22 protein-coding genes are annotated in these 23,093 nt (G+C 61.2%); 19 read left to right on the plus strand and 3 right to left on the minus strand.

Annotated features, from left to right (window positions below; translation table 11 throughout):
* The 4 genes from AB2L51_RS03045 (at position 1) to AB2L51_RS03060 (ending at position 5,454) form a co-directional block, all read left to right on the plus strand.
* Positions 1-1,395 carry a PQQ-like beta-propeller repeat protein gene (locus AB2L51_RS03045; RefSeq protein WP_395581338.1) on the plus strand — a complete coding sequence of 465 codons (1,395 nt, stop codon included), beginning with the start codon at positions 1-3 and terminating at the stop codon, positions 1,393-1,395.
* 13 nt (positions 1,396-1,408) lie between these two features.
* On the plus strand, positions 1,409-2,824 hold the full coding sequence (gene der / locus AB2L51_RS03050; RefSeq protein WP_395581458.1) for a ribosome biogenesis GTPase Der: 1,416 nt from the start codon (positions 1,409-1,411) through the stop codon (positions 2,822-2,824).
* 109 nt (positions 2,825-2,933) lie between these two features.
* Positions 2,934-4,325: an MFS transporter gene (locus AB2L51_RS03055; protein ID WP_395581337.1), complete on the plus strand. Its 1,392-nt coding sequence runs from the start codon at positions 2,934-2,936 to the stop codon at positions 4,323-4,325.
* Between the two features lie 37 nt (positions 4,326-4,362).
* On the plus strand, positions 4,363-5,454 hold the full coding sequence (locus AB2L51_RS03060; protein WP_395581336.1) for a glycosyltransferase: 1,092 nt from the start codon (positions 4,363-4,365) through the stop codon (positions 5,452-5,454).
* Here AB2L51_RS03060 and AB2L51_RS03065 read toward each other — a convergent pair whose 3' ends face one another.
* Together AB2L51_RS03065 and AB2L51_RS03070 are read right to left on the minus strand one after the other, a co-directional pair.
* Complete coding sequence (locus tag AB2L51_RS03065; protein WP_395581335.1) at positions 5,455-6,885, minus strand: glutamate--cysteine ligase; 1,431 nt, start codon at positions 6,883-6,885, stop codon at positions 5,455-5,457. It lies immediately after the preceding gene.
* A 60-nt stretch (positions 6,886-6,945) separates the two neighbouring features.
* Complete coding sequence (locus tag AB2L51_RS03070; RefSeq protein WP_400920664.1) at positions 6,946-7,710, minus strand: 16S rRNA (uracil(1498)-N(3))-methyltransferase; 765 nt, start codon at positions 7,708-7,710, stop codon at positions 6,946-6,948.
* A gap of 177 nt (positions 7,711-7,887) precedes the next feature.
* Between AB2L51_RS03070 and ubiA the strand changes: the two genes are divergently transcribed.
* From ubiA to leuB, 15 genes are all read left to right on the plus strand, one after another.
* Positions 7,888-8,805, plus strand: a complete 918-nt coding sequence (gene ubiA, locus AB2L51_RS03075) for a 4-hydroxybenzoate octaprenyltransferase (RefSeq protein ID WP_395581333.1) — start codon at positions 7,888-7,890, stop codon at positions 8,803-8,805.
* A gap of 72 nt (positions 8,806-8,877) precedes the next feature.
* The gene (locus AB2L51_RS03080; protein ID WP_395581332.1) at positions 8,878-9,543 is read left to right on the plus strand and encodes a LolA family protein; all 666 of its coding nucleotides are present in this window, start codon (positions 8,878-8,880) and stop codon (positions 9,541-9,543) included.
* A 144-nt stretch (positions 9,544-9,687) separates the two neighbouring features.
* Positions 9,688-11,037, plus strand: a complete 1,350-nt coding sequence (locus AB2L51_RS03085; protein WP_395581331.1) for a replication-associated recombination protein A — start codon at positions 9,688-9,690, stop codon at positions 11,035-11,037.
* Between the two features lie 10 nt (positions 11,038-11,047).
* Positions 11,048-12,031, plus strand: a complete 984-nt coding sequence (locus AB2L51_RS03090; protein WP_395581330.1) for an RluA family pseudouridine synthase — start codon at positions 11,048-11,050, stop codon at positions 12,029-12,031.
* 35 nt (positions 12,032-12,066) lie between these two features.
* Entirely contained in the window at positions 12,067-14,217 is a 2,151-nt protein-coding gene (locus tag AB2L51_RS03095) for an AsmA family protein (protein ID WP_395581457.1), read from the plus strand.
* Between the two features lie 17 nt (positions 14,218-14,234).
* Positions 14,235-14,966: an ATP12 family chaperone protein gene (locus tag AB2L51_RS03100; RefSeq protein WP_395581329.1), complete on the plus strand. Its 732-nt coding sequence runs from the start codon at positions 14,235-14,237 to the stop codon at positions 14,964-14,966.
* Positions 14,967-15,087: 121 nt separating this feature from the next.
* The gene (locus AB2L51_RS03105) at positions 15,088-15,606 is read left to right on the plus strand and encodes a Spy/CpxP family protein refolding chaperone (RefSeq protein ID WP_395581328.1); all 519 of its coding nucleotides are present in this window, start codon (positions 15,088-15,090) and stop codon (positions 15,604-15,606) included.
* Positions 15,607-15,722: 116 nt separating this feature from the next.
* Positions 15,723-17,123, plus strand: a complete 1,401-nt coding sequence (ffh, locus tag AB2L51_RS03110) for a signal recognition particle protein (protein WP_395581327.1) — start codon at positions 15,723-15,725, stop codon at positions 17,121-17,123.
* Positions 17,124-17,181: 58 nt separating this feature from the next.
* Positions 17,182-17,532: a 30S ribosomal protein S16 gene (gene rpsP / locus AB2L51_RS03115; protein WP_048852797.1), complete on the plus strand. Its 351-nt coding sequence runs from the start codon at positions 17,182-17,184 to the stop codon at positions 17,530-17,532.
* A 17-nt stretch (positions 17,533-17,549) separates the two neighbouring features.
* On the plus strand, positions 17,550-18,089 hold the full coding sequence (gene rimM / locus AB2L51_RS03120) for a ribosome maturation factor RimM (protein WP_395581326.1): 540 nt from the start codon (positions 17,550-17,552) through the stop codon (positions 18,087-18,089).
* Positions 18,086-18,835, plus strand: coding sequence for a tRNA (guanosine(37)-N1)-methyltransferase TrmD (trmD, locus tag AB2L51_RS03125; protein WP_395581325.1), 750 nt, complete (start codon positions 18,086-18,088; stop codon positions 18,833-18,835). Before rimM ends, trmD begins: the two co-directional genes overlap by 4 nt.
* Positions 18,836-18,848: 13 nt before the next feature.
* On the plus strand, positions 18,849-19,235 hold the full coding sequence (gene rplS / locus AB2L51_RS03130) for a 50S ribosomal protein L19 (RefSeq protein ID WP_395581324.1): 387 nt from the start codon (positions 18,849-18,851) through the stop codon (positions 19,233-19,235).
* 147 nt (positions 19,236-19,382) lie between these two features.
* Positions 19,383-20,786 (plus strand): 3-isopropylmalate dehydratase large subunit, encoded by a 1,404-nt coding sequence (gene leuC, locus AB2L51_RS03135; protein WP_395581323.1) that lies wholly within the window; start codon positions 19,383-19,385, stop codon positions 20,784-20,786.
* A complete protein-coding gene (gene leuD, locus AB2L51_RS03140) occupies positions 20,786-21,409 on the plus strand; it encodes a 3-isopropylmalate dehydratase small subunit (RefSeq protein ID WP_395581322.1) in 624 nt (207 codons plus the stop codon). The genes leuC and leuD overlap by 1 nt, the downstream gene beginning before the upstream one ends.
* 23 nt (positions 21,410-21,432) lie before the next feature.
* The gene (leuB, locus tag AB2L51_RS03145; protein WP_395581321.1) at positions 21,433-22,557 is read left to right on the plus strand and encodes a 3-isopropylmalate dehydrogenase; all 1,125 of its coding nucleotides are present in this window, start codon (positions 21,433-21,435) and stop codon (positions 22,555-22,557) included.
* Between the two features lie 161 nt (positions 22,558-22,718).
* Here the strand turns inward: leuB and rpsU are convergent, their stop codons facing one another.
* Positions 22,719-22,922, minus strand: coding sequence for a 30S ribosomal protein S21 (rpsU, locus tag AB2L51_RS03150; RefSeq protein WP_003623949.1), 204 nt, complete (start codon positions 22,920-22,922; stop codon positions 22,719-22,721).
* Positions 22,923-23,093: the final 171 nt, after the last annotated feature.

Raw genomic sequence — 23,093 nt, forward strand, 5'->3', positions numbered from 1 at the left:
ATGAGCAGCAAAACATATATGGGCGGCACAGCCCGTTCCGGCCTGACCCGCAGGAGCCTGCTGGCCGGGGCAGCCCTTGCCCCCACACTGGCCGCCTGTGGTGATGATGACGATAACAAACCCCTGCTGGCCGGGCATCGTACGGATATCCTGTCATCGGGCGCAGGGCTGATGGTGGATAAGGAAGACCGCACCGTCATTACGCTGCCAGCACCTGTTACGGTTTCTGAATGGCCGATCAGTGGCCGCGTGCCCGAGCATACGGGCAGCAACTACGCGTGGGGCGGGCTTAAACGCCGCTGGAAGCATAGCGTTGGTGCGGGTATTTCCGAGCCGGACCTTATGGCGTGGGCCGCTCTGGGCTCGCTGGGGCGGGGTATGCTGTCCTGCCCGCCGGTTGTCCATGACGGTCGGCTGTTCGTTATGGATGCACAGGGCGTTATCCGTGCCTTTACATGGCCTGCCATGCGGCATGTGTGGACCTTTAACCCACGGCCCAAGCAGTCGCGTTCCAGCAATACCGGTGGTGGCATCGGGGTTGCCGGGGACGTACTCTATATTGTGGATGGCATTTCGCAGGCTGTTGCCGTTTATGCTGCAACAGGCAAGGTCAAATGGCGGACCGATGTAGGAACACCCGGCCGTTCCGCCCCGACCATTGCCGAAGGTCGGGTCTATTTTGGTACAATTGACGAGCGGTTTTTTGCGCTCGATGCTGCAACCGGCCACCAGATCTGGACATACGCCGCCACAGCGGCCGAAACCACGGTGTTTGGCCAGGCCGCTCCCGCCTATGCCAACGGCGTTGTGGTGGCAGGTTTTGGCGGGGGCGACCTGATTGCCTTCCGTGCCGAAAGTGGTGAGGTCGTGTGGAGCGAAATGCTCGGCAATGTTGGCGCACAGGCCAGTACGCTCAACCTGAACTGCGTGCGTGGCCTGCCGGTTATTGTGGGCAGCGTTGTGTATGCGATCAGCATGGCGCAGGTGCTGGCTGCGGTGGACATCCGCACGGGCCGCCGTGTGTGGGAGCGTTCCGTTGCCAGCCAGAACAGCATCCTGTGCGTTGGGGAATGGCTGTATGTCGTCTCCCTCGACCAGCAGATCGCCTGTATTGACCGCCTTTCGGGCCATGTGCGCTGGATTACCCAGCTCCGCCGTTTCCGCAAGATCAAGGAAAGCAAGGACATTGTCACATGGTTTGGCCCCATCATGGCGGGCGGCCAGCTTGTGTGCCTGAGCACCCTGCCAGAAAACGGTATGATCCGTATTAACCCGCTAACCGGCGCAATTATCTCTATCGATGCCATGGAGGCCATCTCCTTCGTGCCTCCTATTGTTGTGGACAATCAAATGCTTGTCGTAACTAATGACGGAAACCTGATCTCCTATGGTTGAACGTCGCAAGTCCATGCGCCCCCTCCCGCCGATACCGACGGGGGACCTGCCGGTTGTTGTTATTGCCGGACGCCCCAATGTGGGCAAATCCACCCTGTTCAACCGCCTTGTGGGGCGCAGGCAGGCACTGGTGGCCGATACCCCCGGTGTAACCCGTGACCGCAAGGAAGGGGTTGCCCTTGTTCGTGGCCGCCACATACGCCTGATTGATACTGCCGGGCTGGAAGAAGCCGCACCAGACACACTGTTTGGCCGCATGCGGGCCTCGTCCGAGAGTGCGGTGCAGGAAGCGGACCTTATTCTGTTCTGCATAGATGCACGCGCGGGTATTACCCCCACCGACGAGCATTTTGCCCAGTGGATACGCCGCCAGAACCGGCCCGTGCTGCTGATCGCCAACAAGGCGGAAGGGCGGCAGGGGACGGCGGCCGCGCTGGAAGCCTATGCGCTGGGTCTGGGTGACCCGCTGGGCCTGTCCGCCGAGCACGGCGAAGGCGTGACCGACCTGATGTGGGAAATTGCAGAACGCCTGCCCGCTGACAAGGTGGGGGATGAAGAGGACGAATGGGCCCCCGAACCCGACCTGTCGGAAGAGGGTGAAGAGGACATTCGCCCCAAGGGTCCGCTTAAGGTTGCTATTGTCGGGCGGCCTAATGCGGGCAAGTCCACGCTGCTGAACACCCTGCTGGGTGAAGAGCGGATGATTACCGGTCCCGAACCGGGCCTTACGCGCGATTCCATTGCGGTAACCCTGCGTGATGGGGAGGATACGTTCGAGATTGTCGATACGGCAGGCCTGCGTAAAAAGGCCCGTATTGATGAGGCCTTGGAAAAAATGTCTGTCTCGGCCTCCATTGAAGCTCTGAAAATGGCGGAAGTGGCGGTGCTGGTGCTGGATGCCACCCTTGGCGTACATGAGCAGGATCTCCAGATTGCCCGCCTGATCGAGCGGGAGGGACGGGCCTGTGTGCTCGCACTGAACAAGTGGGATGCGGTGGAAGACCGTACAGCCACGCGCAAGGCCATTCTGGACCGGCTGAGTATTTCCCTTGCCCAGATGCGTGGCGTGCCGGTTGTAACCTTTTCCGCCCTGACCGGTTCGGCGGTGCACAAGCTGCTCCCCGCCGTGCATGAAGCCTGGACCGTATGGAACGCCCGTGTTCCCACAGGTGCGCTCAACCGCTGGTTTGAGGAAATGCTCGAACGCCACCAGCCTCCGCTGGTGGATGGCAGGCGGCTCAAGCTGCGTTATATGACGCAGGTTAAATCCCGTCCGCCAACTTTTGTTATTTTTGGCACCCGAGCCGAGCAGATGCCTGATGATTACAAGCGGTATCTGGTCAATGGCCTGCGTGAAGCGTTTGACCTGCCGGGTGTACCCATTCGGCTGCAAACGCGTGGTACCAAAAACCCATACGCGAATACCTGACCCCAACGGGTCAGGTTACGCGCAGAAGGGGTATCCGCTGCGGCTTTGTCATGGGCTGACAGCTCTGCCACCGGCAGTGTGCTGCCCCCAGTAAGGAGCCAGAACCAGCATGACGCCCCCCCAGCAGACCACGCCCCGCCAGCCACCTTCCTCCGATGGTTTGCATGGCTCGGCCAGAAACTGGGCCATGCTGGCGGTTTCCTTGTCGGTTTTTCTGGCGCTGCTCGACTACGCCATTGCCAATGTGGCCCTGCCAGATATTGCGCGAGACCTAAGGGCGTCTTCCTCCTCCTCCATCTGGATCGTCAATGCGTACCAGATGGCCAGTCTGGTTTCCCTGCTACCGCTGGCAGCCCTTGGCAGCCGGGTGGGTTTTGCACGGTTGTGCCGTGCGGGCATTCTGCTCTTTATGGTGGCCTCACTCTTATGCGCCATGGCAACCAGCCTGCCGGTACTGGCCGGTGCACGGGTGTTGCAGGGCATAGGGGGGGCTTGCATCATGAGTGTGAACATCGCTCTGGTGCGCTTTATTTACCCTTCGGCGGAAATCGGGCGCGGCATGGCCCTTAACGGGCTGGTGGTGGCTCTTGGGGTGGCGCTGGGGCCTACGGCGGCTGCGGGTATCCTTACCTTTGCATCCTGGCCATGGCTGTTCTGGATCAACCTGCCGCTGGGTGCCGCGGCCCTTGGTATGGCGTTTTACGCCCTGCCCAATACGCCACGTGCAGCCCGTATGCCCGATATGACTGGCAGCCTGCTGTGTATTGCAGCTTTTGGAGCCTGCATTATGGGGGGCGATGGTCTGGCCCATGCGCAGGGCTGGGTTGGCTCTTTGCTGCTGCTGTTATGCGGGCTTATAGCAGGTGTATGGCTGGTGCGGCGTGAGGTCGGGCTGGCCCAGCCGATCCTGCCGGTTGACCTTTTGCGGCGTCCCGATTTTGCCGTGGCGTTTACCACCGGGTTCTGCGGTTTTATCGCATCCAATTTTTATATCGTTTCCATGCCCTTTACCCTGCATGACTCGCTGGGCCTCAGCTCCGCCCAGACCGGGCTGCTCATAACTCCGTGGCCTATTGGTATTATGCTCTCGGCCCCGGTTATCCGCCGGGTGGCGGACCGTATTTCGGCCGGGGTTCTGTCCTCAATCGGGCTGGGGCTGACGGCTTCGGGATTTTTCCTGCTCTGGCAACTGCCAGCCCACCCTGCATTATGGGATATTGCCTGGCGCACGGCCCTTGCCGGATGGGGGTTCGGGTGTTTCCAGCCCCCCAACAACCGGGCGATGATGCTTGCGGCCCCCCTGCACAGGGCAGGGGGCGCCAGCGGCATGGTGCAGGTAGCCCGTCAGGCCGGGCAGACGGTTGGGGCCATAGGAGTTGCTGCCTTTTTTACCCTCTGGGCAGATGCCGCCAACCGTGAATGCCTGCTGGCCGCCGGGTGTGTGGCTTTGTTTGCAGCACTCCTCAGTGCCAGCCGCCTGCTGGGCGGGCGCTCTGCATAATGCCCTATTACGTGGCGAGAGCTAGGGGGAAGGCTGCATGAAAACATGCCTTGTCTACAGGGACCGGCTTTTGCCCGCTTCCGAGCATGCCTTTATGCGCAGGCAGTACATGGCCTTCAGCCAGTTGCGGCCTTACTGGGTTGGTTGCCACCGTGATAACCCTCCGGCGGATATGGCCTCAACCTTACGCATTATTGGCGAAGGTCATGTGTCAGGGGGGATGCAGCGGCTGGCGTTCAGGCAACTGGGGTGGGGGGCAGGCCGTGCCGTGGCTGATCTGGCCCCCGTGGTGGTCCATGCCCAGTTTGGGCGGGGGGGCGCGTTGGCCCTGCCCATTGCCCGGCAACTGGGCCTGCCACTGGTCGTGACATTCCACGGAGGCGATGCCTTTAAGGACAGGCATTACGCAAGCCGCTTTCCGCCCCCTATTTTTCAGCGCCGGTGGCAAAGTCTGCTGGATTACAGCGCCATGTTCGTGTGCGTGTCCGAGGGAGTGCGGGACAGGCTGCTGGAGCGCGGTGTGCCCGCCCACAAGCTTGAGGTGCTGCACATTGGCACAGAGGATGTGCCGCCAGCCCCAGGACCGTTTGACCGTTTGGTATTTGCCGGACGATTTGTGGAAAAAAAGGGACTGCCTGTTCTGCTGGATGCCCTGCGTATTCTGGCTGGGCAGGGACTAACACCACCTGTGGTACTGGCGGGCGACGGGCCAATGCGTGCGGCCATGGAGCAGTATGCTGCAGGGCTTGAGCATGTCTGTTTTGCTGGCTGGTTAAGTGCCGGGCAGCTCCGCCAGCAGCTTGAACATGCGGTAGCACTGGTCGTGCCCAGTGTACGTGCTGCTGGGGGAGACCGGGAGGGCCTGCCCAGTGTGGCGGCTGAAGCCATGATGTATGGCGTGCCGGTTGTGGCCTCCAGCGAGGCCGGGCTGGAGACAACCCTGCTTGATGGAGGGGGGCTGGTGGTGCCAGCGGGGGATGCGCGGGCACTGGCGCAGGCACTGGCCCATGTTCTACAGGCCGGTGTGCGCACAGGCATGGGGCAGGCAGCGCGCATGGTGGCGCGGGAGCAGCTTAGGGCGTCGGTCCAGTCGGCCCGGCTGGAACAGCGTCTCTTGTCTGTCCTGTAATCAGATTTCGCTTTCAAGGAAAATGCGCGAGGCATCGCCCATCCACGGGCCGTAATAGCGTTCCAGCCAGTGTTCGGCCTGTGTGGGGGCGCCCGCGGCAAGGGCTGTGAGCGGGGCCAGATACACCCATTCACTCGTCTGGCTCTGTTCGTCCACCATATCCCGGTTTTGCAGGCCATCCATGGAAATGGAGAGCATATGGGCGGCAAGGTCGCGCACCGTACCTTCACCCCATGGGGTGTCCAGCCCCATCATGGGCACCAGTTCGCGCAGCTTTACGTAGTCTTCCCACGGACGGGTGCGCACCAGTTCCCATGCGGCTTCGAGTGCGGAGTCATCATACAGCAGGCCAGTCCACAGGGCGGGCAGGGCCATCATCATTTCGGGCGAGCCTGCATCGGCCCCGCGCATTTCCAGAAACTGCTTGAGCCGCACATCGGGGAAGGCGGTTGTCAGGTGGTCTTCAAAATCACCCAGCGTGGGGGTGAAGCCTTCCAGCCCATCCTGCCGCTCCCCCTTCAGCCATGCGCGGAAGGAGCGGCCAGCCACGTTGTGCATCCGGCCCTCACGCATGATGAAGTACATGGGCACGTCCAGCGCCCAGTCCACATAGCGTTCAAAGCCAAAGTCTTTTTCAAACACGCAGGCAGGCATGCCCGAGCGAGCATTGTCCGTATCAGTCCAGACGCGTGCGCGGTTGGAAAGAAAGTTGTTGGGCTTGCCCTCCACAAAGGGAGAGTTGGCGAACAGGGCCGTGGCCACGGGTTGCAGCGCCATGGAAACCTGCATCTTGCGCACCATGTCCTGCTCGGAGCCAAAGTCCAGATTAACCTGCACGGTGCAGGTCCGCTGCATCATGTCCAGCCCCATGGTGCCGACTTTGGGCATGTAGTCGCGCATGATGCCGTAGCGTGTTTTGGGCATCCATGGCTGGTCAGCACGGGTTGCAGTGGGGTGAAAGCCCAGCGGCGCAAAGCCCAGCCCCAGCTTGCGTGCCAGCGGGCGCATGGCATCAAAGTGGTTGCTCAGTTCTTCCGCCGTGTCATGCAGGGTGCGCAGGGGCGCGCCGGAAAGTTCGAACTGCCCGGCCGGTTCGAGTGATATGGCGGCCCCCGCAGCCTCTCCCTGACCTTTGAGCCCGATAATGCGCCCGTCATCCAGCACGGAGGTCCAGTCATCGGGTTCGGATTTGTGGAGGTTACGCAGCAGGGTTTCTATGCCCTGTGGGGCATAGGGGGGTGTTGCGTAGGCTGCGCTGCCAGCCTGAGGTGCGTCTGCGCCCACGGTGGCTTCGGGGCGCACAAAGCCGAATTTTTCATGCTCGGTGCCTATGCGCCACGCATCACGCGGTTTGCAGCCCTGCGCAAGCAGTTCGGCCAACTGCGCAATGGAATGGATGGGCGTTGTGTCGGAAGCACCGGGGTTGGACATGAGGTTTTCTGTATCCCAAAAACAGCCTTGCGGTTGCACGGCAAGACAGGAGCAATTGCTTTATTGTGATGAAACAGGGGCAGAGCGCAAGCCATTGCCCAGCAGCGCAAGCCCCGCCACCACCGCAGTATCGGCCCGCAGCACCAGTGAACCAAGGGAAATTGGGGCAACAAAAGGGCGCTTGAGCAGGGTCTGGCATTCATCATCGCTCAACCCGCCTTCCGGCCCGATCAGGAGTCCATCTCCCTCCTGCACCGGTCGCGTGGTGGGGTGGGGTGTGTTCTCGCGCTCGTCCAGCCTTTCTATTGCGGCAAACAGGCTTGCCTGCTGCGGCCAGTTCCCCAGCAATGCGGGCAGGGTCTGCACCTGCGCTATGGCCGGTATGTCCAGTCTTTCGCATTGTTCGGCGGCTTCCACGGCTATGGCGTGCAGGCGCTCGGGGTTGATGCGGTGGGTGTTGGTGCGTTCGGTGACAAGTGGCAGAAATTCCGTCACACCCAGTTCGGTGCCCATGCGCAGGACCAGATCGGTGGCATCGCGCTTGAGCAGGGCAAAGGCCAGCCGCAGGGGCGGACAGGGCTGCGGGGCGCGTAGCTGGCGCTCAAGGGTCAGCCCACCCCGGTCCTTGCGGATTTCGGCTATGCTGGCCAGCCATTCCCCCATGCCTGCATGGAACACACGCACCTGCTCCCCGGCCTTTTTGCGCAGGACAGTGCCAAGGTAGCGTGCCTGCTCGGGGGTGATCGGACAGGGAGCGCTTTCCTGCGTCGTGGGCACAAGGGCGGGGTCCATATACAGGCGGGGGAGGCGGGAGAGGCCATTCATGCCGGTCATTTATCCTGCATCTGCTCGGGGGTGGGAGGAACAGGCCCGGTTTACGCACGAAATACCCTGTTTTGCAAAGGAGATGGCGGGGGGAGGTTATGGTCCGCACCAGTTTGTGGCATAGGGAAGGGCGCAAAACGGTGCCCGTTGTTCCTGACCAGAGGCCTTATCAGAATCGTGTCTGCTTCCACCAGCCATACCGACATCCGGGTTACGGGATGGATTGCCCGTCTTCCTCCCTCCCTACAGGCTTATGCCCTGCTGGCCCGGCTGGACCGGCCGGTGGGAACATGGCTTCTGTGGCTGCCCGGTGTATGGGGCATTCTGCTCCCTCAAGGCGTGGCTCCTATGGAGCGGGTCAGGCTGATTGTGCTGTTTGGCATTGGCAGTCTGGTCATGCGGGCGGCGGGCTGTGTTGTCAACGACATGTGGGACCGCGATATTGACCGGCAGGTTACGCGCACGGCGGGGCGGCCACTGGCGTCCGGCGCGCTGGGCATGCGGCAGGCCACGGCCTTTCTGGCGTTGTTGCTGGTTATGGGGCTTGGAGTGCTGGTGCAGCTTAACCCTCTTTCATGGATGCTGGGGGTATCCTCCCTTGTGCTGGTGGGACTTTACCCTCTGGCCAAGCGGTTTACCTGGTGGCCGCAGCTTGTCATGGGGTTTACGTTCGGCTTTGGCGCACCCATGGGGTATGCGGCGGCTGCGGGGCAACTGGCATGGGCACAGGCCGCCCTTTATGCTGCCACGATTGTCTGGCAGCTTGGGTTTGATACGATCTATGGCTTTCAGGACATGGAGGATGATGCGCGGATTGGCGTTAAATCCACTTCGCGCCTTATGGCCGGGCGGGCACGGGCGTTTATCGGCGTGTGCTACGGACTGACCCTTGTGCTGTTGGCGTGTGCTGGCCTGCTGGCTGGTTCTGGCTGGCTGTTCTGGCCCGCGCTGCTGCTGCCCGGTGTGCTGTTCTGGCGGCAGGCTGTGGCGGTTAACCCGGCCAGACCGGCTTTGTGCCTTGCGCAGTTTTATGCCAACCGCAAAATTGGACTGACCATCGCGCTGGCGCTGGCGCTCGGGTTGCTGGTGGTTTGAGAGTATCTGCGTTTTTTGCTGGCGGTAATGGCTGGCTGTAATAGCTGGCAGTCAAAGTGAGATGCCCTGTTCATGATAAGAGTTTTTCGTGCTGTTGCGCCATTATGTGCCGGTCTGCTCCTGCTGGCGGGGGCTGCCCATGCGCAGGATGCCGAAGGCGGTGCTGATACCGCAGCTACCAGCACCGTGCAGCCCGCACGCCTGAGTGCTGCGGACAAGGTATGGGTTGCCCGGATTGAGCAGGAGCTTAACCATGCGCTCACCTTCAAGGCCCGCATCCAGCAGATGGATGCGGAGGGCAAACGCACAACCGGCACGGTGTGGATGAAGCGCCCCGGCCAGATGCGTCTGGCCTACGACCCGCCATCTCCTTTGCTGCTGGTTGCCAATCAGGGCAAGGTCGTGTTCCGCGACAGCCAGCTGGACCAGACAACGGTCATTCCCATGGACCGGACCCCGCTTGGGCTTCTGCTGGCCCAGCATGTCAGCCTGTCTGACGGGGTTACATTGACCGCCTTCCGCCACGAGGCCGGGCTGCTTGCGGTCAAACTGGTGCGCACGGCATCTCCCGGAGATGGCAGCCTGACACTGGTGTTTTATGAAACCCCGCTGGCCCTGCGCTCATGGAGTGTGCTGGATGCGCAGGGGCATGAGACCCGCGTGACCCTGTTTGACGTGCATCCGGGGGCGGACATTCCGGCCAGCACGTTCGACCTGCCTGCCCAGCCGGAAGAATAACATCGTCCCAGACGGGGCCCGCCCAGCACGGCCCGGTTTGCGTAGCTACTGGAAAAACAGGCCGCGCATGGCGATATATACGGCGAACAGGACAGATTTTGAGACTGAAGGTATGAACGCCATGACCACACGGCACGCAGCACCATGACGGGGGAAGACCTGTTTGGCGGGGCCTCCTCCGCGCCGGATGCCGATGCTGCTCCGGCGCGCACGGGGGGCAGGCCCGCTCCCACCCAGCCTTTGGCGGACCGCCTGCGCCCGGCCTGTCTGGCCGATGTGGTGGGGCAGGGGCACCTGCTGGGGCCGGAGGGCACGCTTACGCTCATGCTTGAACGCGGCACCCTGCCCAGCCTGATCCTGTGGGGTGGGCCGGGTGTGGGCAAAACCACCATAGCCCGCCTGCTGGCACAGGCGGCCGGGTTGCAGTTCATGCAGATTTCGGCCGTGTTTTCCGGGGTGGCGGACCTGAAAAAAGCGTTCGACGCCGCGCGCAGGCTGGCGGCCGGGGGCGTGGGCACACTTTTGTTTGTGGATGAGATTCATCGTTTCAACCGTGCGCAGCAGGACGGTTTTCTGCCCGTGGTGGAGGACGGAACCGTGGTGCTGGTAGGGGCCACGACCGAGAACCCTTCCTTTGCCCTGAACTCGGCCCTGCTCTCGCGCTGTCAGGTTATGGTGCTTAACCGGCTGGATGACCCGGCACTGGAAGCTCTGCTGGCCCGCGCGGAAGAGGAGACAGGCCATCCCCTGCCGCTTACGGAGGACGGGCGCGCCACCCTGCGCGCCATGGCCGATGGGGATGGGCGCTACCTGCTGAACATGGTTGAGCAGGTTTTAAGCCTGAAAAATACAAAACCGCTGGATGCGCAGGCTCTGGCCCGGTTGCTGGCCAAAAGAGCCATTCTGTATGACCGGGACCGGGAAGAGCATTACAACCTTATTTCCGCCCTGCACAAATCGCTCCGCGGCTCGGACCCCGACGCCGCGCTGTACTGGTTTGCGCGCATGCTCGAAGGGGGCGAGGACCCGCGTTATCTGGCCCGCCGCCTGACCCGCTTTGCCACCGAGGATGTGGGCATGGCCGACCCCAACGCCCTGCCTCTGGCCGTGGCCGCGTGGGAGACGTATGAACGGCTTGGCTCCCCCGAGGGTGAGCTGGCTCTGGCCCAGCTTGTGGTGCATCTGGCGACTGCCCCCAAATCCAACGCCGCCTACAAGGCGTATGGGGCTGCACGCCGTGCCGCCAAGGCCACGGGCAGTCTTATCCCGCCCGCGCATATCCTGAACGCGCCCACGCGGCTGATGCAGGATATTGGCTACGGTAAGGGGTATGAATACGACCACGACGCGGAGGAAGGGTTTTCGGGGCAGAATTATTTCCCCGATGGTATGCGCCGCCAGACCTTTTATAATCCAACGGGTAGAGGCTACGAAAGGGAGGTCAAACACAGGCTGGAAACATGGTCCCGCTTGCGGGAACGGCGCCAGTCGTGAATATCAGCGCATGAGTGTTGTCAATCTTACCGTGAGCGAGGACGAGGCCGGTATCCGCCTCGACCGTTATTTCCGTCGCCATTACCCGCATCTGACTCAGGGCGCGCTGCAAAAACTGTGCCGTACCGGCCAGATTCGCGTTGAGGGCAAAAGGGTGGAGGCTTCCACCCGGCTCGAGCCGGGGCAGAGCGTGCGCGTGCCGCCCATTCCCATGGCGGCCAAGCCCGCGCGTGATGTGCCGCGCCCGCTGGACGACAAGCTGGTGCGCGAAATCCAGCGTATGGTCGTTTATCAGGACAAGCACCTGATTGTGCTGAATAAACCCTCCGGCCTTGCCGTGCAGGGTGGTCCGGGCATTACCCGCCATGTGGACATGATGCTCGATGGCCTGCGTGAAAACCCCGATGACCCGCGCCCAAGGCTGGTCCACCGGATTGACCGTGATACATCGGGCCTGCTGCTGCTGGCTAAAACTCCCGGTGTGGCGGCCAAGCTTGCGGCCTCCTTCCGTGGGCGGGACGTTAAAAAGACATACTGGGCTGTTGTTGTGGGCAGGCCGGACCCGCTCTCGGGCGAGATCGACCAGCCGCTTGCCCGTCTGGGTGCCGGGCCGGGAGCCATTACCGTTGCTGCCGACCGTAAGGATGAGGATGCCCAGTCCGCCCGCACTGTGTACGAAGTGCTGGATTCGGCAGCCCGCAAGTTCTCGTGGCTTGGGCTTTCCCCCCTTACGGGGCGCACACACCAGTTGCGTGTGCATTGCGAATCCCTTGGCACCCCCATTCTGGGCGACCCCAAATATGGTGGGGCCACGGCGCACCCCTCCGGCTTTACGGACCAGTTGCACCTGCATGCGCGGGAGCTGGACATGCCTCACCCCGCAGGTGGCCGCCTTGTTGTAAGCGCAGAACTCCCCGCGCATATGCGCGAGACCTTCCGCGCTCTTGGCTTTACACCCGGAACAACGCCGCCCCCTGCGCGCAAGGGCGGCTGAGCGGCAACCGACCTCGCGCGGGAGAAAACGTGACAATGCGGTTTAAGTGGAAAATTGGCCTGCTTGCGGGTGTTGTGGCTGTGGTCGCGGGTGGCGGGACAATTTTTTCCGCAACGCAGGATGCCACATGGCTGAAAACCCGGCTGAGTGATGCGGTGGAGCAGGGCACCGGGCGGCACCTGAGCATTGGTACGCTGCATGTGTGGGTGCTGCCCTTCCCTTGGGTGGAGGCGCAGAATGTGCGCCTTTCCGGCGTGGAGGATGGTGGTCCGGACGTGCTGGCGGTCAGGCAGGTGCGGGCACGACTCTCTATCATACCGCTGTTTTCCCACCGTATTGCGTTCCGGGATGTGAGCGTTATTGCCCCCAAAATCACCCTGCGCCGCCTAAGCGATGGCCGGGCGGACTGGCTGCTGACCCCACCGGCCGCCACGGAGCAGGCGGCAAGCCCGGCACCTGCCGTGCGGATGCACTGGAATGTCAGCGCATCGGACCTGAACATCGTGCAGGCGACTGTGGTGTGGGATGACGCGCTGACCCATTATTCAGGCACGTTTGGCCTGCGCAAGGCCATGTTGCGTGGGCTGGATGGCACGGCCCCCGATCTGGACATACAGGGCCAGAAGGACCTCGCCAGTTTCAGCCTGACCGGGCAGACAGGCCCGTTCTGGCCCCTTGGCGCGCAACTGCCCCTGCAACTCCGCCTGAGTTTGAACAAGGGCGGGCATTCCATAGGTCTTGCGCATGTGGATGGCGTGATCAACGCACCACAGGCCGAGCGTGTGTATAACCTGCATATGGGCGGCTCGGTCGGGCAGTTACAGGATCTGAACGCCTTTTTCCCCCACGCCGACCTGCCTGACGGGCAAAACCTCTCGGTGGATCTGAGCGTGGCAGGGAGTGGTGATGCTCCACAGATCCAGAGCCTGCATATACGCACGGGGCGTGTGGATCTGGGGCGCTGGCTGCCACAGGCGGCACTTGTCCGGGCTGTGGTGGATGCGCCCACCCCAACGGACCCGCTCAGCCTGCATGTGGAAGGGCAACTGGGCAGCCAGCCTGTGGGTCTTAACGGGTCCGCGGGCACTCTGGCGCAACTGGTGCAGATGCAGGAACAAACGCCTGCACCCGTGGATCTGGCGCTGACGCAGGGGCAGTCGTCCGTGCAGGTCAAGGGCGCGCTCAGTGCCGCTCATTCCGCGCTGGATGTGCAGGGCACGCTGGACCATCTGGCGTTTGGCGGGCAATGGCCAGATGCCACCGGGTTGACGGTTACCGGGCATGCTGAAACCGAAAAAACGGAATTTTTATATAAAAACCATACAGTTGCGGATGTCATGCATAACCTTGCGCTGGCGGGGGACATGCAGGTGCAGGCCGTAAGCTGGCAGGGTGTTGCATGGTCGCAGGTGCAAACACATGGTGTACTTGCCAACGCCCGTCTGGTGCTGGACCCCATCCACGCCGTGGGGAATGGCCAGCAGCAGGTTGCCCGGTTTGTGTATGATCTGTCTGGCCCGCAGCCACAGGTGGAGGTTTCCGCCCGCTCGGTGTTCCTGCCTCTGGCGGTTGTACAGGCATGGATGCAGGTTGCACCGGATATGCAGGGCACGGTCCAGCTTGTGGGTGCGCTCTCTGCTCAGGGCGATACGGGGGCTGCGCGTAGCAGTTCCCTTGCGGGGCATCTGGGAGCATCCGTGGTGGATGGGAGCGTGGGTGGAGGGCTCATACGCCGTTTGCTGGGACCGCAGGTGCCGGTCAAGGGGCAGATGCCGGTGCGCTGTTTTGGCGTACATACACAGTTTGCCAACGGCGTGGCTCATATTGATCAGGTCGGGCTGGAAAGCGCCTTTTTGCACCTGCGCGGGCAGGGAACGGTTACTCTGGATACGCATGAGCTCAACATGGGGCTGGCACCGCAGGTGCTGCTTGGCGGGGCTTCGGCGTCGTCCTCCCTGCGGGTCACGGGGCCGTGGAATAACCCGCAGGTGAGCATGGCTGCCGCACAGGATGGGCGCGTTGGCATTACCATTGGCGGGGAAGGGGGCGAGGCATCCTCCTGCGCGCCGCTTCTGGCTGCTGCGCGTGAGGGAGCCGATGGCCCAAGCCCGACTGTGGTGACAAAGAAAGCCAGCAAGGAGGAAAAGATCATGAACATGCTGCATGGTCTGGGGCTGTTCCGGTGAGCGCGAAGGGAACGGGTATGCCCGGGCGTAGCCCGGCGGGGCGCAAACGGTTCTGGAAGCAGGTCCAGCTTGTCCCGCATGATGGAGGGTTTGCTGTTAATCTGGACGGGCGCAGCGTACGCCTGCCGGGCAAAACGGTCCTGTGTGTGCCATCCCGCGCGCTGGCCGAGGCTCTGGTGGCTGAATGGCAGGCTGCAGGGCAAACCGCAGAAGGCTATTTTACCCCCGATGACCTGCCATTAACCGGCATTGCAGGCTCCATGCTCGAACGTATTCCGCAGGCGCGGGACGGGGTGGTGCAAAGCCTTCTGGCTTACGCCAACAGCGACCTGATCTGCTACCGCGACGGCGCAGGCGGCAAGCTGGCGCAACAGCAGGCAGCTTTGTGGGACCCGTGGCTGGCATGGCTGGATAAAACTTACGGCGTCACGTTCCGGACCACGCTCGGGGTCATGCCCATCTGCCAGTCCGATCAGGCCTTGCTGGTTCTTGGGGCGGTTATGGAAGGCATGACAGACGCGCAGCTTGCTGTGCTGGGTGTAGCTGTTCCGGCACTGGGGAGTCTGGTGCTGGGACTGGCTTTGCTCGATGGCGCGCCGGTGGAGGAACTGGTTGCCTGCGCTACGGTGGATGAACGCCAGCAGATGGTGGTCTGGGGGCAGGATACGGAGGTGACGGACCGCATTGCCCGGATGCAGATGGAACTGGAAACAGCCGCCCGGTTTGAAGCGTTAATGCACCAGACCTGAGCGCTGGTCGCCCATGCTCTGCAAAGGCAGGGTGTGGTGTGTTTGCGTGCGGGGTGTTTTGGTGTTTTTGTGGTTACTGTCAAACAGTGGCATCCGTTTTTGCAGGGGAGTATTTCAGGTCATGAAGATCAGCAATGGCGTCTTGGCTGCGGCAATGGTCGCGGGGCTTTCTCTCTCCGGTCTGTCGGCGCATGCGGCAGGGCCGGGCGGCTGGGGTGGCGGCATGGGCGCTGGCTCCAGCTTTGGTGGTCCGGGTGGCAATGTGCTGGACGGGCTGGACCTGACCCGCAAGCAGCGCAACCAGATCACAGCCATCCTCAAGGAAGCGCATGATCAGGATCAGGCGCAGGACACGCAGGAAGAGTTTGAAAAACTGCATGAACAGATAGAGGATCTGCTGAGCACACCCGGCCCGCTGGATCAGAACCAGATCGCTCAGGTGCAGCAGAAATTGGCCGCCCTGCGCGCAGAGCGCGAGGCACGGCACCTCCAGACCGCCAGCCGGATTCATGACGTGCTGACGCCTGAGCAACTGGCCCAGATGCGTGAGCGGCAGCACAGGATCCATGACCTGCTGAACCAGTTGAATGCCCTGCAGCATCCCACCCAGCAGATTTCTTCCGATAGCCAGAAGAAGTAAAAACCAGAAGTTCCTTGACTCAGGGCCCGGTCGTACCGTAAGCCCTGCAACAAATCAGGATCGCCACTCCGCGAGTGTTCGCGCAGTGGCGCGTCTCGTTATGGGGTGTGTTGCACTTGTTCGAAGCTCTTTCAGGCAAGCTTTCCGGGGTTTTTGATGGTCTCGCCAAACGTGGCGCGCTGTCTGAAGCTGATGTGATGGAGGCCATGCGCGAAGTCCGTCTGGCCATGCTGGATGCGGACGTTGCGCTGCCCGTTGTTAAAGACTTTGTTAACAAGGTTAAGGAACGCGCGGTTGGGCAGGAGGTGCTGGAAAGCATTTCGCCCGGTCAGGCCGTTGCGAAAATTGTTAATGATGCGCTGATCGACGCCCTCGGCGGCGCAGGTGTTGCCCCCCTTAACCTGAACGCCACCCCACCCGTGCCGGTGCTTATGGTCGGGCTTCAGGGGTCGGGTAAAACCACCACATCGGGCAAGCTGGCCCTGCGCCTTGCTACGCGTGAGCGTAAAAAGGTGCTGCTCACCTCGCTCGATACGCAGCGGCCTGCCGCCCAGTTGCAGTTGGCCCAGCTTGCCCAGCAGGCTGGTGTAACCTCCCTGCCCATTATTGCGGGGCAGACGCCAGTTGAGATTGCCCGCCGCGCGCTCGATGTCGGGCGCAAGGAAGGGTATGACGTCGTTATCCTCGATACGGCGGGTCGTCTGTCCATTGACGAAGCGCTGATGGAGGAAGTCCGCCAGATCAGGGACGTAACACACCCGGCGGAAACGCTGCTGGTTGTGGACGCCATGACCGGGCAGGACGCGGTCAATACCGCCAAGGCGTTTAACGAGGCCGTGGGTGTGACCGGTGTTGTCATGACCCGTATGGATGGTGATGCGCGCGGTGGTGCGGCCCTGTCCATGAAGGCCATTACCGGCGCGCCCATCAAGCTGACAGGCTCGGGCGAAAAGCTGGACGCGCTGGATGAGTTCCATCCCGAGCGTGTGGCGGGCCGTATTCTGGGTCTGGGTGATATTGCCGGTCTTGTGGAAAAGGCAGCGGATACGCTGGACCACGAGGAAGGTGAGCGTCTGGCCCAGCGCATGATGGCTGGCAAGTTTGATCTGGATGACTATGCATCCCAGATCCGCCAGATCAACAAGCTTGGTTCCATTTCCGGTATTCTGGGAATGTTGCCGGGTATGGGTAAGGTCAAGGAAGCGCTGGGGGACAAGGATCTTGATACGTCCGTCCTTAAAAAGCACCTTGCCATTATCGGTTCCATGACCCGGGGCGAACGTCGTGCGCCGGGGATTATCAAGGCCTCGCGCAAAAAACGTATTGCCGCAGGGTCTGGAACAACAGTTCAGGACGTCAACAAGCTGCTCAAGCAGTTCGACATGATGTCCACCATGATGAAGCGTTTTAACAAACTCGGCGTGAAAGGTCTCATGCGCCAGGGAATGTCTGCGCTCATGCCTAAGGGAATGGGTGGAGGCCCGCCGGGTGGTCCTGGCGGTTCTCCCTTCCGCTGATGCGGCCTGTTTCTGCCTAAGTTTTCCGGGTTTTGTTTTTCGGTCTGGAGTATTCCGAATGAGTGTTAAAATTCGTCTTGCCCGCGCAGGTGCCAAGAAGCGTCCTTACTACCACATCGTTGTGGCAGACAGCCGCAGCCCGCGTGATGGCCGCTTTATTGAAAAAGTGGGTGCCTATAACCCGATGCTGCCTTCCGACCACGCTGAACGCGTGCGTCTGGTAAACGAACGCATCACGCACTGGCTTTCTCAGGGTGCGCAGCCGACTGATCGTGTTGCCCGCTTCCTTGGCAATGCCGGCCTGATCGCCAAGCCGAGCTTTAACGAGCAGCCCAAGCAGTCTGCTCCGAAGAAGAAGGCACAGGAACGTGCAGCCGCTGCCGCCAAAGCAGCAGAAGCCGCAGCCTGAGCTAAGCCGAGCCAGCCATGCAGCCTGACCTGATCCTTGTTGGTGTTGTGGGTAAACCGCATGGAGTGCGCGGCCTTGTGCGCGTGCATTCCTATGCGGCGGATGCTGCAACGCTGGAGGATTACGCGGTTCTGCAGGATGCGCAGGGGCGTCAATGGTCCTTGCGCTGGTGCGGTGCGGATAGCGTTGCCGAGCTTAAAGACGCAGATGGCAAGCCACTGGCGGATCGGACCGCGGCACAGGCGCTGGTGAACACCCGCCTGTATGTGCCGCGCTCCTGCCTGCCGGAGCCAGAGGAAGAAGAATTCTACCATGCTGATCTGATCGGTATGGAAGCGTTTGAAAAAGGTCTTTCTCTGGGGCGTGTCCTCATGGTTCACGATTACGGTGCCGGTGCCAGTCTTGAACTGGGTGATGGCTCGCTTGTTCCCTTTACCAAAGCCTGTGTGCCAGAGGTCAGGCTGGATGAGCGTACCATAACTATTGTTCGTCCCGATGAAGTTTCGGGGGAAGAAGGGCGTGGCGTTGGCAAGCGGCAGACGGGGGTGCCAGCATGAGCTGGCAGGTCACCGTTGTAACACTCTTCCCGGAGATGTTTCCGGGGCCTTTGGGGCAGTCCCTTGCGGGGCGTGCGCTGGAGAACGGGGTGTGGTCCTGCCGTACCGAAGACCTGCGCGAGCATGGTCTTGGTCGCCATCGTGCTGTTGATGATACGCCGTTTGGCGGTGGCGCAGGCATGGTTATCCGCCCGGACGTGGCCGATGCGGCACTTGCCGCAACGCAGGCTGACGCCACGATCCCGTGTGTGTATCTTACGCCACGGGGGCGTCCGCTCACACAGGCGGATGTGCGGCGTTACGCGGCGGGGCCAGGCGTTATGCTGCTGTGTGGCCGGTTTGAAGGGGTGGACGAGCGCTTTTTGCAGGCGAGGGGTGTCGAGCAGGTTTCCATCGGGGATTATGTTCTCTCGGGTGGGGAAACTGCGGCTCTGGTTCTGCTGGATGCGTGTGTTCGTCTGCTCCCCGGTGTCATGGGGAGTGAACAGAGCGGTGTGGAGGAAAGCTTTTCCGACGGGCTGCTCGAATACCCGCATTACACCCGCCCGGCTGTATGGGATGGGCATGAAGTACCCGAGGTTCTGCTTTCGGGTAACCATGCTGCCATAGCGCAGTGGCGGCAGGCTAAGGCTGAAGAGACAACGCGGGAAAGAAGGCCGGATCTGTGGTCTGCCTGGCTGGCTCGCAAAAATGAAAACAGGACTGCAGCTGTGGGCGGGGCCGCACAGGCAGACCTAGGGGTTTGAGAAGGATACCGACATGAACATGATCCAGCAGTACGAAGCTGCCGAAATTGAACGTCTGACCGCTGCACGTGCAGTGCCCGTATTTGATGCCGGTGACACCGTGCGTGTTTCCGTGCAGGTCAAGGAAGGCGAGCGCGTTCGTCTTCAGGCGTTTGAAGGCGTTGTGATCGCCCGCTCCAACAAGGGCCTGAACAGCAACTTCACCGTGCGCAAGATATCCAACGGTGAAGGCGTGGAACGCGTGTTCCCGCTGTATGCTCCGACTGTGGCCGAAATCAAGGTCGTGCGTCGTGGTAAGGTGCGTCGCGCAAAGCTGTATTACCTGCGTGGCCGTAGCGGCAAGTCTGCACGTATTGCAGAACGCCCGCGTGACGTTGCTGCTCCGGCAGCAGCAGGCTAAAAGCCACAAGGCTTTTGGGCACGACGCCAGACATGGCTTGTGTGAACCCGGCTGGCCTGTGGCCAGTCGGGTCTTTGTGATAAAACAGGGTGTGTGCAGCGCTCATTCAAGGCTGTGCACACGGATATAAAGGTAAGGAGGATGCGCATGGCTGCGCGTACGTTGTTCGACAAGATCTGGGACGATCATGTCGTGGAAACCCTTCCGGACGGCACCTCCATTCTTTATATCGACCGCCACCTTGTCCATGAGGTGACCAGTCCGCAGGCGTTCGAAGGTCTGCGTCTGGCCGGGCGCAAGCTGCGCCACCCGGAAAGAACCGTGGCTGTTGTGGACCATAACGTGCCCACATCCGACCGGAGCCTGCCGATCGAGGAAGCGGACAGCCGCAACCAGATTGAAACGCTCGAACGCAACGTCAAGGAATTTGGCGTTCCCTATTTTCCGCTTCTGTCTGCCAATCAGGGGATTGTGCATGTGGTTGGGCCCGAACAGGGGATTTCCCTGCCGGGCATGACCATTGTGTGTGGTGATTCGCATACTTCCACGCATGGAGCACTTGGCTCGCTGGCGTTTGGTATTGGCACGTCCGAGGTTGAGCATGTCATGGCCACGCAGACCATTCTGCAGCGCCCTGCCAAAAACATGCGTGTCAACGTGGAAGGAACCCCCGGTGCGGGTGTTTCCGCCAAGGACATCATGCTGGCCATTATCGGGCATATCGGCACGGCTGGTGGCACGGGGCATGTAATCGAATTTGCCGGGTCCGCCATTCGTGGGCTGGACATGGCAGGCCGCATGACCATCTGCAACATGGCGATCGAGGCCGGTGCCCGCGCAGGGCTTGTCGCCCCGGATGAAACCACGTTCGAGTATGTGCGCAACCGCCCGTTTGCCCCCAAGGGTGAGGGGTTTGAGCAGGCCGTTGCCTACTGGAAAACCCTTGCATCGGACGAAGGCGCGCATTTTGACCGCGAAGTTACCCTGCGCGCTGAGGACATTGGCCCGACCCTGACATGGGGCACAAGCCCCGAAACAGTTCTGGCCATTACCGATACCGTGCCCGACCCGGCACAGGAAACGGACGAGGCCGTAAAAGCCCAGTTGCAGCGCATGCTGGATTATATGGGCCTTGAAGCCGGGCAGAAAATTGCCGGAACACCGGTGGATGTGGTCTTTATTGGTTCATGCACCAACAGCCGGATTGAGGACCTGCGTATGGCCGCTCAGGTTGCCGCCGGGCGCAAGGTTGCTCCGGGTGTGCGCGCCATGATTGTCCCCGGTTCGGGCAACGTCAAACGACAGGCTGAAGAAGAAGGTCTGGACCGTATTTTTCTGGACGCAGGTTTTGAATGGCGTGAGGCCGGGTGCTCCATGTGCCTTGGCATGAACCCCGACCGTCTGACCCCCGGCCAGCGTTGCGCATCCACCTCCAACCGTAATTTTGAAGGGCGGCAGGGGCCGGGTGGGCGCACGCATCTGCTTTCTCCCGCCATGGCTGCGGCTGCTGCGGTTACCGGCTGTCTGACCGATGTGAGGGAACTGGCATAATGGAAAAGTTCGTCACGCTGTCCGCCATTGCAGCGGCCCTGCCGCAAGCCAATATTGATACGGACAAGATTATTCCGGCGCGGTTTTTGAAAACTACCCAGCGTACTGGCCTTGGCAAGCACGCGTTTGATGCTATGCGCTACCTGCCCGATGGCGCTGAAAACCCGGATTTTGTGCTCAACCAGCAGCCCTGGCGCAAAGCCGAAATCCTGATCACGTATGACAATCTGGGTTGCGGCTCCTCGCGCGAGCATGCGCCGTGGGCCCTGCTGGATTTTGGTATCCGCTGCGTGATTGCGCCGTCTTTTGCCGATATTTTCTTCAACAACTGCTTCAAGAACGGCATTCTGCCCATCCGCCTCCCGCGTGAGGTGTGTGATGAGCTGATGGGGGACGCACAGATGGGCAGCAATGCCCGCCTGACGGTGGACCTGCCGCGTCAGGTTGTTATTCGCCCCAATGGGGAAGAAGTCCCGTTTGAGATTGATGCCTTCCGCAAGCATCTCCTGCTCGAAGGGCTGGATGACATCGGCCAGACTCTCAAGCACGAAGCGATGATTACAACATACGAAAAACGGCAGGACCGGGATAAATCCTGGCTGCCCACCATCCATTTTGACTGAACAGATCCCTACGGAGCACCGCGATGACAGACCCCAAGCAGCCCGTTAAACTTCTTGTCCTGCCCGGAGATGGGGTCGGCCCCGAAGTTATGCGCGAAGTCGGCCGGATTATGGCATGGCTGGAAAAAAAGCGCGGCCTGACATTTGAACTGACCGAAGACCTTGTTGGTGGCGCCTCTCTGGCGGAATACGGCGTGCCGATCCGTGATGAGGTGATCGAGAAGGCCTGGGCAGCCGATGCAGTTCTGTTCGGCTCGGTGGGGGACCCCAAATGGGGGCATGTCAGCTTTGACAAGCGACCGGAAGTGGCCATTCTCAAGCTGCGGCAGGAACTGGGGCTGTTTGCCAACCTGCGCCCCGCCAAGGTGTTTGATGCGCTGGTGGATAGCAGCACGCTCAAGCCCGATGTCGTGCGTGGTCTGGATATCATGATCGTGCGCGAAACTGTGGGTGGCATTTACTTTGGTGACCCGCGCGGGATCGAGACCCTGCCCGATGGCTCCAGACGCGGCATTAACACCGAGGTTTACACCACGTCGGAAATCCAGCGCGTGGCCCGCGTTGCGTTCGATCTGGCCCGCCAGCGCGATAACCGCGTGTGTTCGGTGGAAAAATGCAACGTGATGGAAAGCGGCCTGCTGTGGAAAGAGGTCGTGACCGATGTGCATGCCCGCGAGTTCCCCGATGTGACGCTGTCGCACATGCTGGCCGATAACTGCGCCATGCAGCTGGTGCGTAACCCGCGCCAGTTTGACGTGCTGGTAACGGGTAACCTGTTTGGCGATATTCTGTCCGACCTTGCCTCCATGCTCACGGGTAGCCTTGGCATGCTGCCATCTGCTACGCTGGGGGCAGAACAGGCCGATGGTCGTCGCCCGGCTTTGTATGAACCCATCCATGGCAGCGCGCCCGACATTGCAGGGCAGGGTATTGCCAACCCGATCGCCCAGATTCTCTCGTTTGCCATGCTGCTGCGGTATTCGCTCAACCTCCAGACCGAAGCGGATATGATCGAGCAGGCAGTTTCCAACGTTCTGGCCAGCGGCTTGCGTACGGCGGATATTATGGCCGAAGGCATGGCCCGCGTTGGTACGTCTGTTATGGGCGAAGCCATTGTGCGTGAACTGGACAAGCTCCAGAACAGCTAAAGCTGGAGTGTACGCCAACAAAAAAGCCGCCTCACAGTGCTGTGGGCGGCTTTTTTGTTGGGAGGTTCAGGCAGGCTCAGGCTTGCATCCGGGCAAACAAAAAGGCCGGAGCCCGTGGGGGCAACCGACCTTTAATGCCTGCAAAACAGGAGGAGGCTGGCTTAGAAGCCTTCGCGTTCCAGACGCTTCCGTTCCATTTTGCGTGCGCGACGTACGGCTTCTGCCGCTTCACGCGCTTTGCGTTCGGACGGCTTTTCAAAGTGCCGACGCAGTTTCATTTCACGGAAGATGCCTTCGCGCTGCATTTTTTTCTTGAGCGCTTTAAGAGCCTGATCGACATTGTTGTCACGGACTAGAACGTGCACTTGGTCACTAACCCCTGTTCAAAAAAAATCCGGCAAACCGGTTTTTGGAAAGCCATTATGGAAGGAGATCCGCGTTACCCTTCCGGGCTGCCGATTCCACTGTTGGCGGTCTCTATAACACGGCCTTAAGACAAGATACAATTCGTTCTTGCGTATCAGACCCGCACTTCC

Origin of the sequence: Acetobacter fabarum (assembly GCF_040702925.2) — a bacterium.
Taxonomy (GTDB): Bacteria; Pseudomonadota; Alphaproteobacteria; order Acetobacterales; family Acetobacteraceae; genus Acetobacter; species Acetobacter fabarum_B.

What these genes read in the sequence shown, in the direction of transcription:
- AB2L51_RS03045 (WP_395581338.1), top strand. Translation starts at nt 1, where the DNA reads ATGAGCAGCAAAACATATATGGGCGGCACAGCCCGTTCCGGCCTGACC.
- der (WP_395581458.1), top strand. Translation starts at nt 1,409, where the DNA reads ATGCGCCCCCTCCCGCCGATACCGACGGGGGACCTGCCGGTTGTTGTT.
- AB2L51_RS03055 (WP_395581337.1), top strand. Translation starts at nt 2,934, where the DNA reads ATGACGCCCCCCCAGCAGACCACGCCCCGCCAGCCACCTTCCTCCGAT.
- AB2L51_RS03060 (WP_395581336.1), top strand. Translation starts at nt 4,363, where the DNA reads ATGAAAACATGCCTTGTCTACAGGGACCGGCTTTTGCCCGCTTCCGAG.
- AB2L51_RS03065 (WP_395581335.1), bottom strand. Translation starts at nt 6,885, where the DNA reads ATGTCCAACCCCGGTGCTTCCGACACAACGCCCATCCATTCCATTGCG.
- AB2L51_RS03070 (WP_400920664.1), bottom strand. Translation starts at nt 7,710, where the DNA reads ATGAATGGCCTCTCCCGCCTCCCCCGCCTGTATATGGACCCCGCCCTT.
- AB2L51_RS03080 (WP_395581332.1), top strand. Translation starts at nt 8,878, where the DNA reads ATGATAAGAGTTTTTCGTGCTGTTGCGCCATTATGTGCCGGTCTGCTC.
- AB2L51_RS03085 (WP_395581331.1), top strand. Translation starts at nt 9,688, where the DNA reads ATGACGGGGGAAGACCTGTTTGGCGGGGCCTCCTCCGCGCCGGATGCC.
- AB2L51_RS03090 (WP_395581330.1), top strand. Translation starts at nt 11,048, where the DNA reads ATGAGTGTTGTCAATCTTACCGTGAGCGAGGACGAGGCCGGTATCCGC.
- AB2L51_RS03095 (WP_395581457.1), top strand. Translation starts at nt 12,067, where the DNA reads ATGCGGTTTAAGTGGAAAATTGGCCTGCTTGCGGGTGTTGTGGCTGTG.
- AB2L51_RS03100 (WP_395581329.1), top strand. Translation starts at nt 14,235, where the DNA reads ATGCCCGGGCGTAGCCCGGCGGGGCGCAAACGGTTCTGGAAGCAGGTC.
- AB2L51_RS03105 (WP_395581328.1), top strand. Translation starts at nt 15,088, where the DNA reads ATGAAGATCAGCAATGGCGTCTTGGCTGCGGCAATGGTCGCGGGGCTT.
- rpsP (WP_048852797.1), top strand. Translation starts at nt 17,182, where the DNA reads ATGAGTGTTAAAATTCGTCTTGCCCGCGCAGGTGCCAAGAAGCGTCCT.
- rimM (WP_395581326.1), top strand. Translation starts at nt 17,550, where the DNA reads ATGCAGCCTGACCTGATCCTTGTTGGTGTTGTGGGTAAACCGCATGGA.
- trmD (WP_395581325.1), top strand. Translation starts at nt 18,086, where the DNA reads ATGAGCTGGCAGGTCACCGTTGTAACACTCTTCCCGGAGATGTTTCCG.
- rplS (WP_395581324.1), top strand. Translation starts at nt 18,849, where the DNA reads ATGAACATGATCCAGCAGTACGAAGCTGCCGAAATTGAACGTCTGACC.
- leuC (WP_395581323.1), top strand. Translation starts at nt 19,383, where the DNA reads ATGGCTGCGCGTACGTTGTTCGACAAGATCTGGGACGATCATGTCGTG.
- leuD (WP_395581322.1), top strand. Translation starts at nt 20,786, where the DNA reads ATGGAAAAGTTCGTCACGCTGTCCGCCATTGCAGCGGCCCTGCCGCAA.
- leuB (WP_395581321.1), top strand. Translation starts at nt 21,433, where the DNA reads ATGACAGACCCCAAGCAGCCCGTTAAACTTCTTGTCCTGCCCGGAGAT.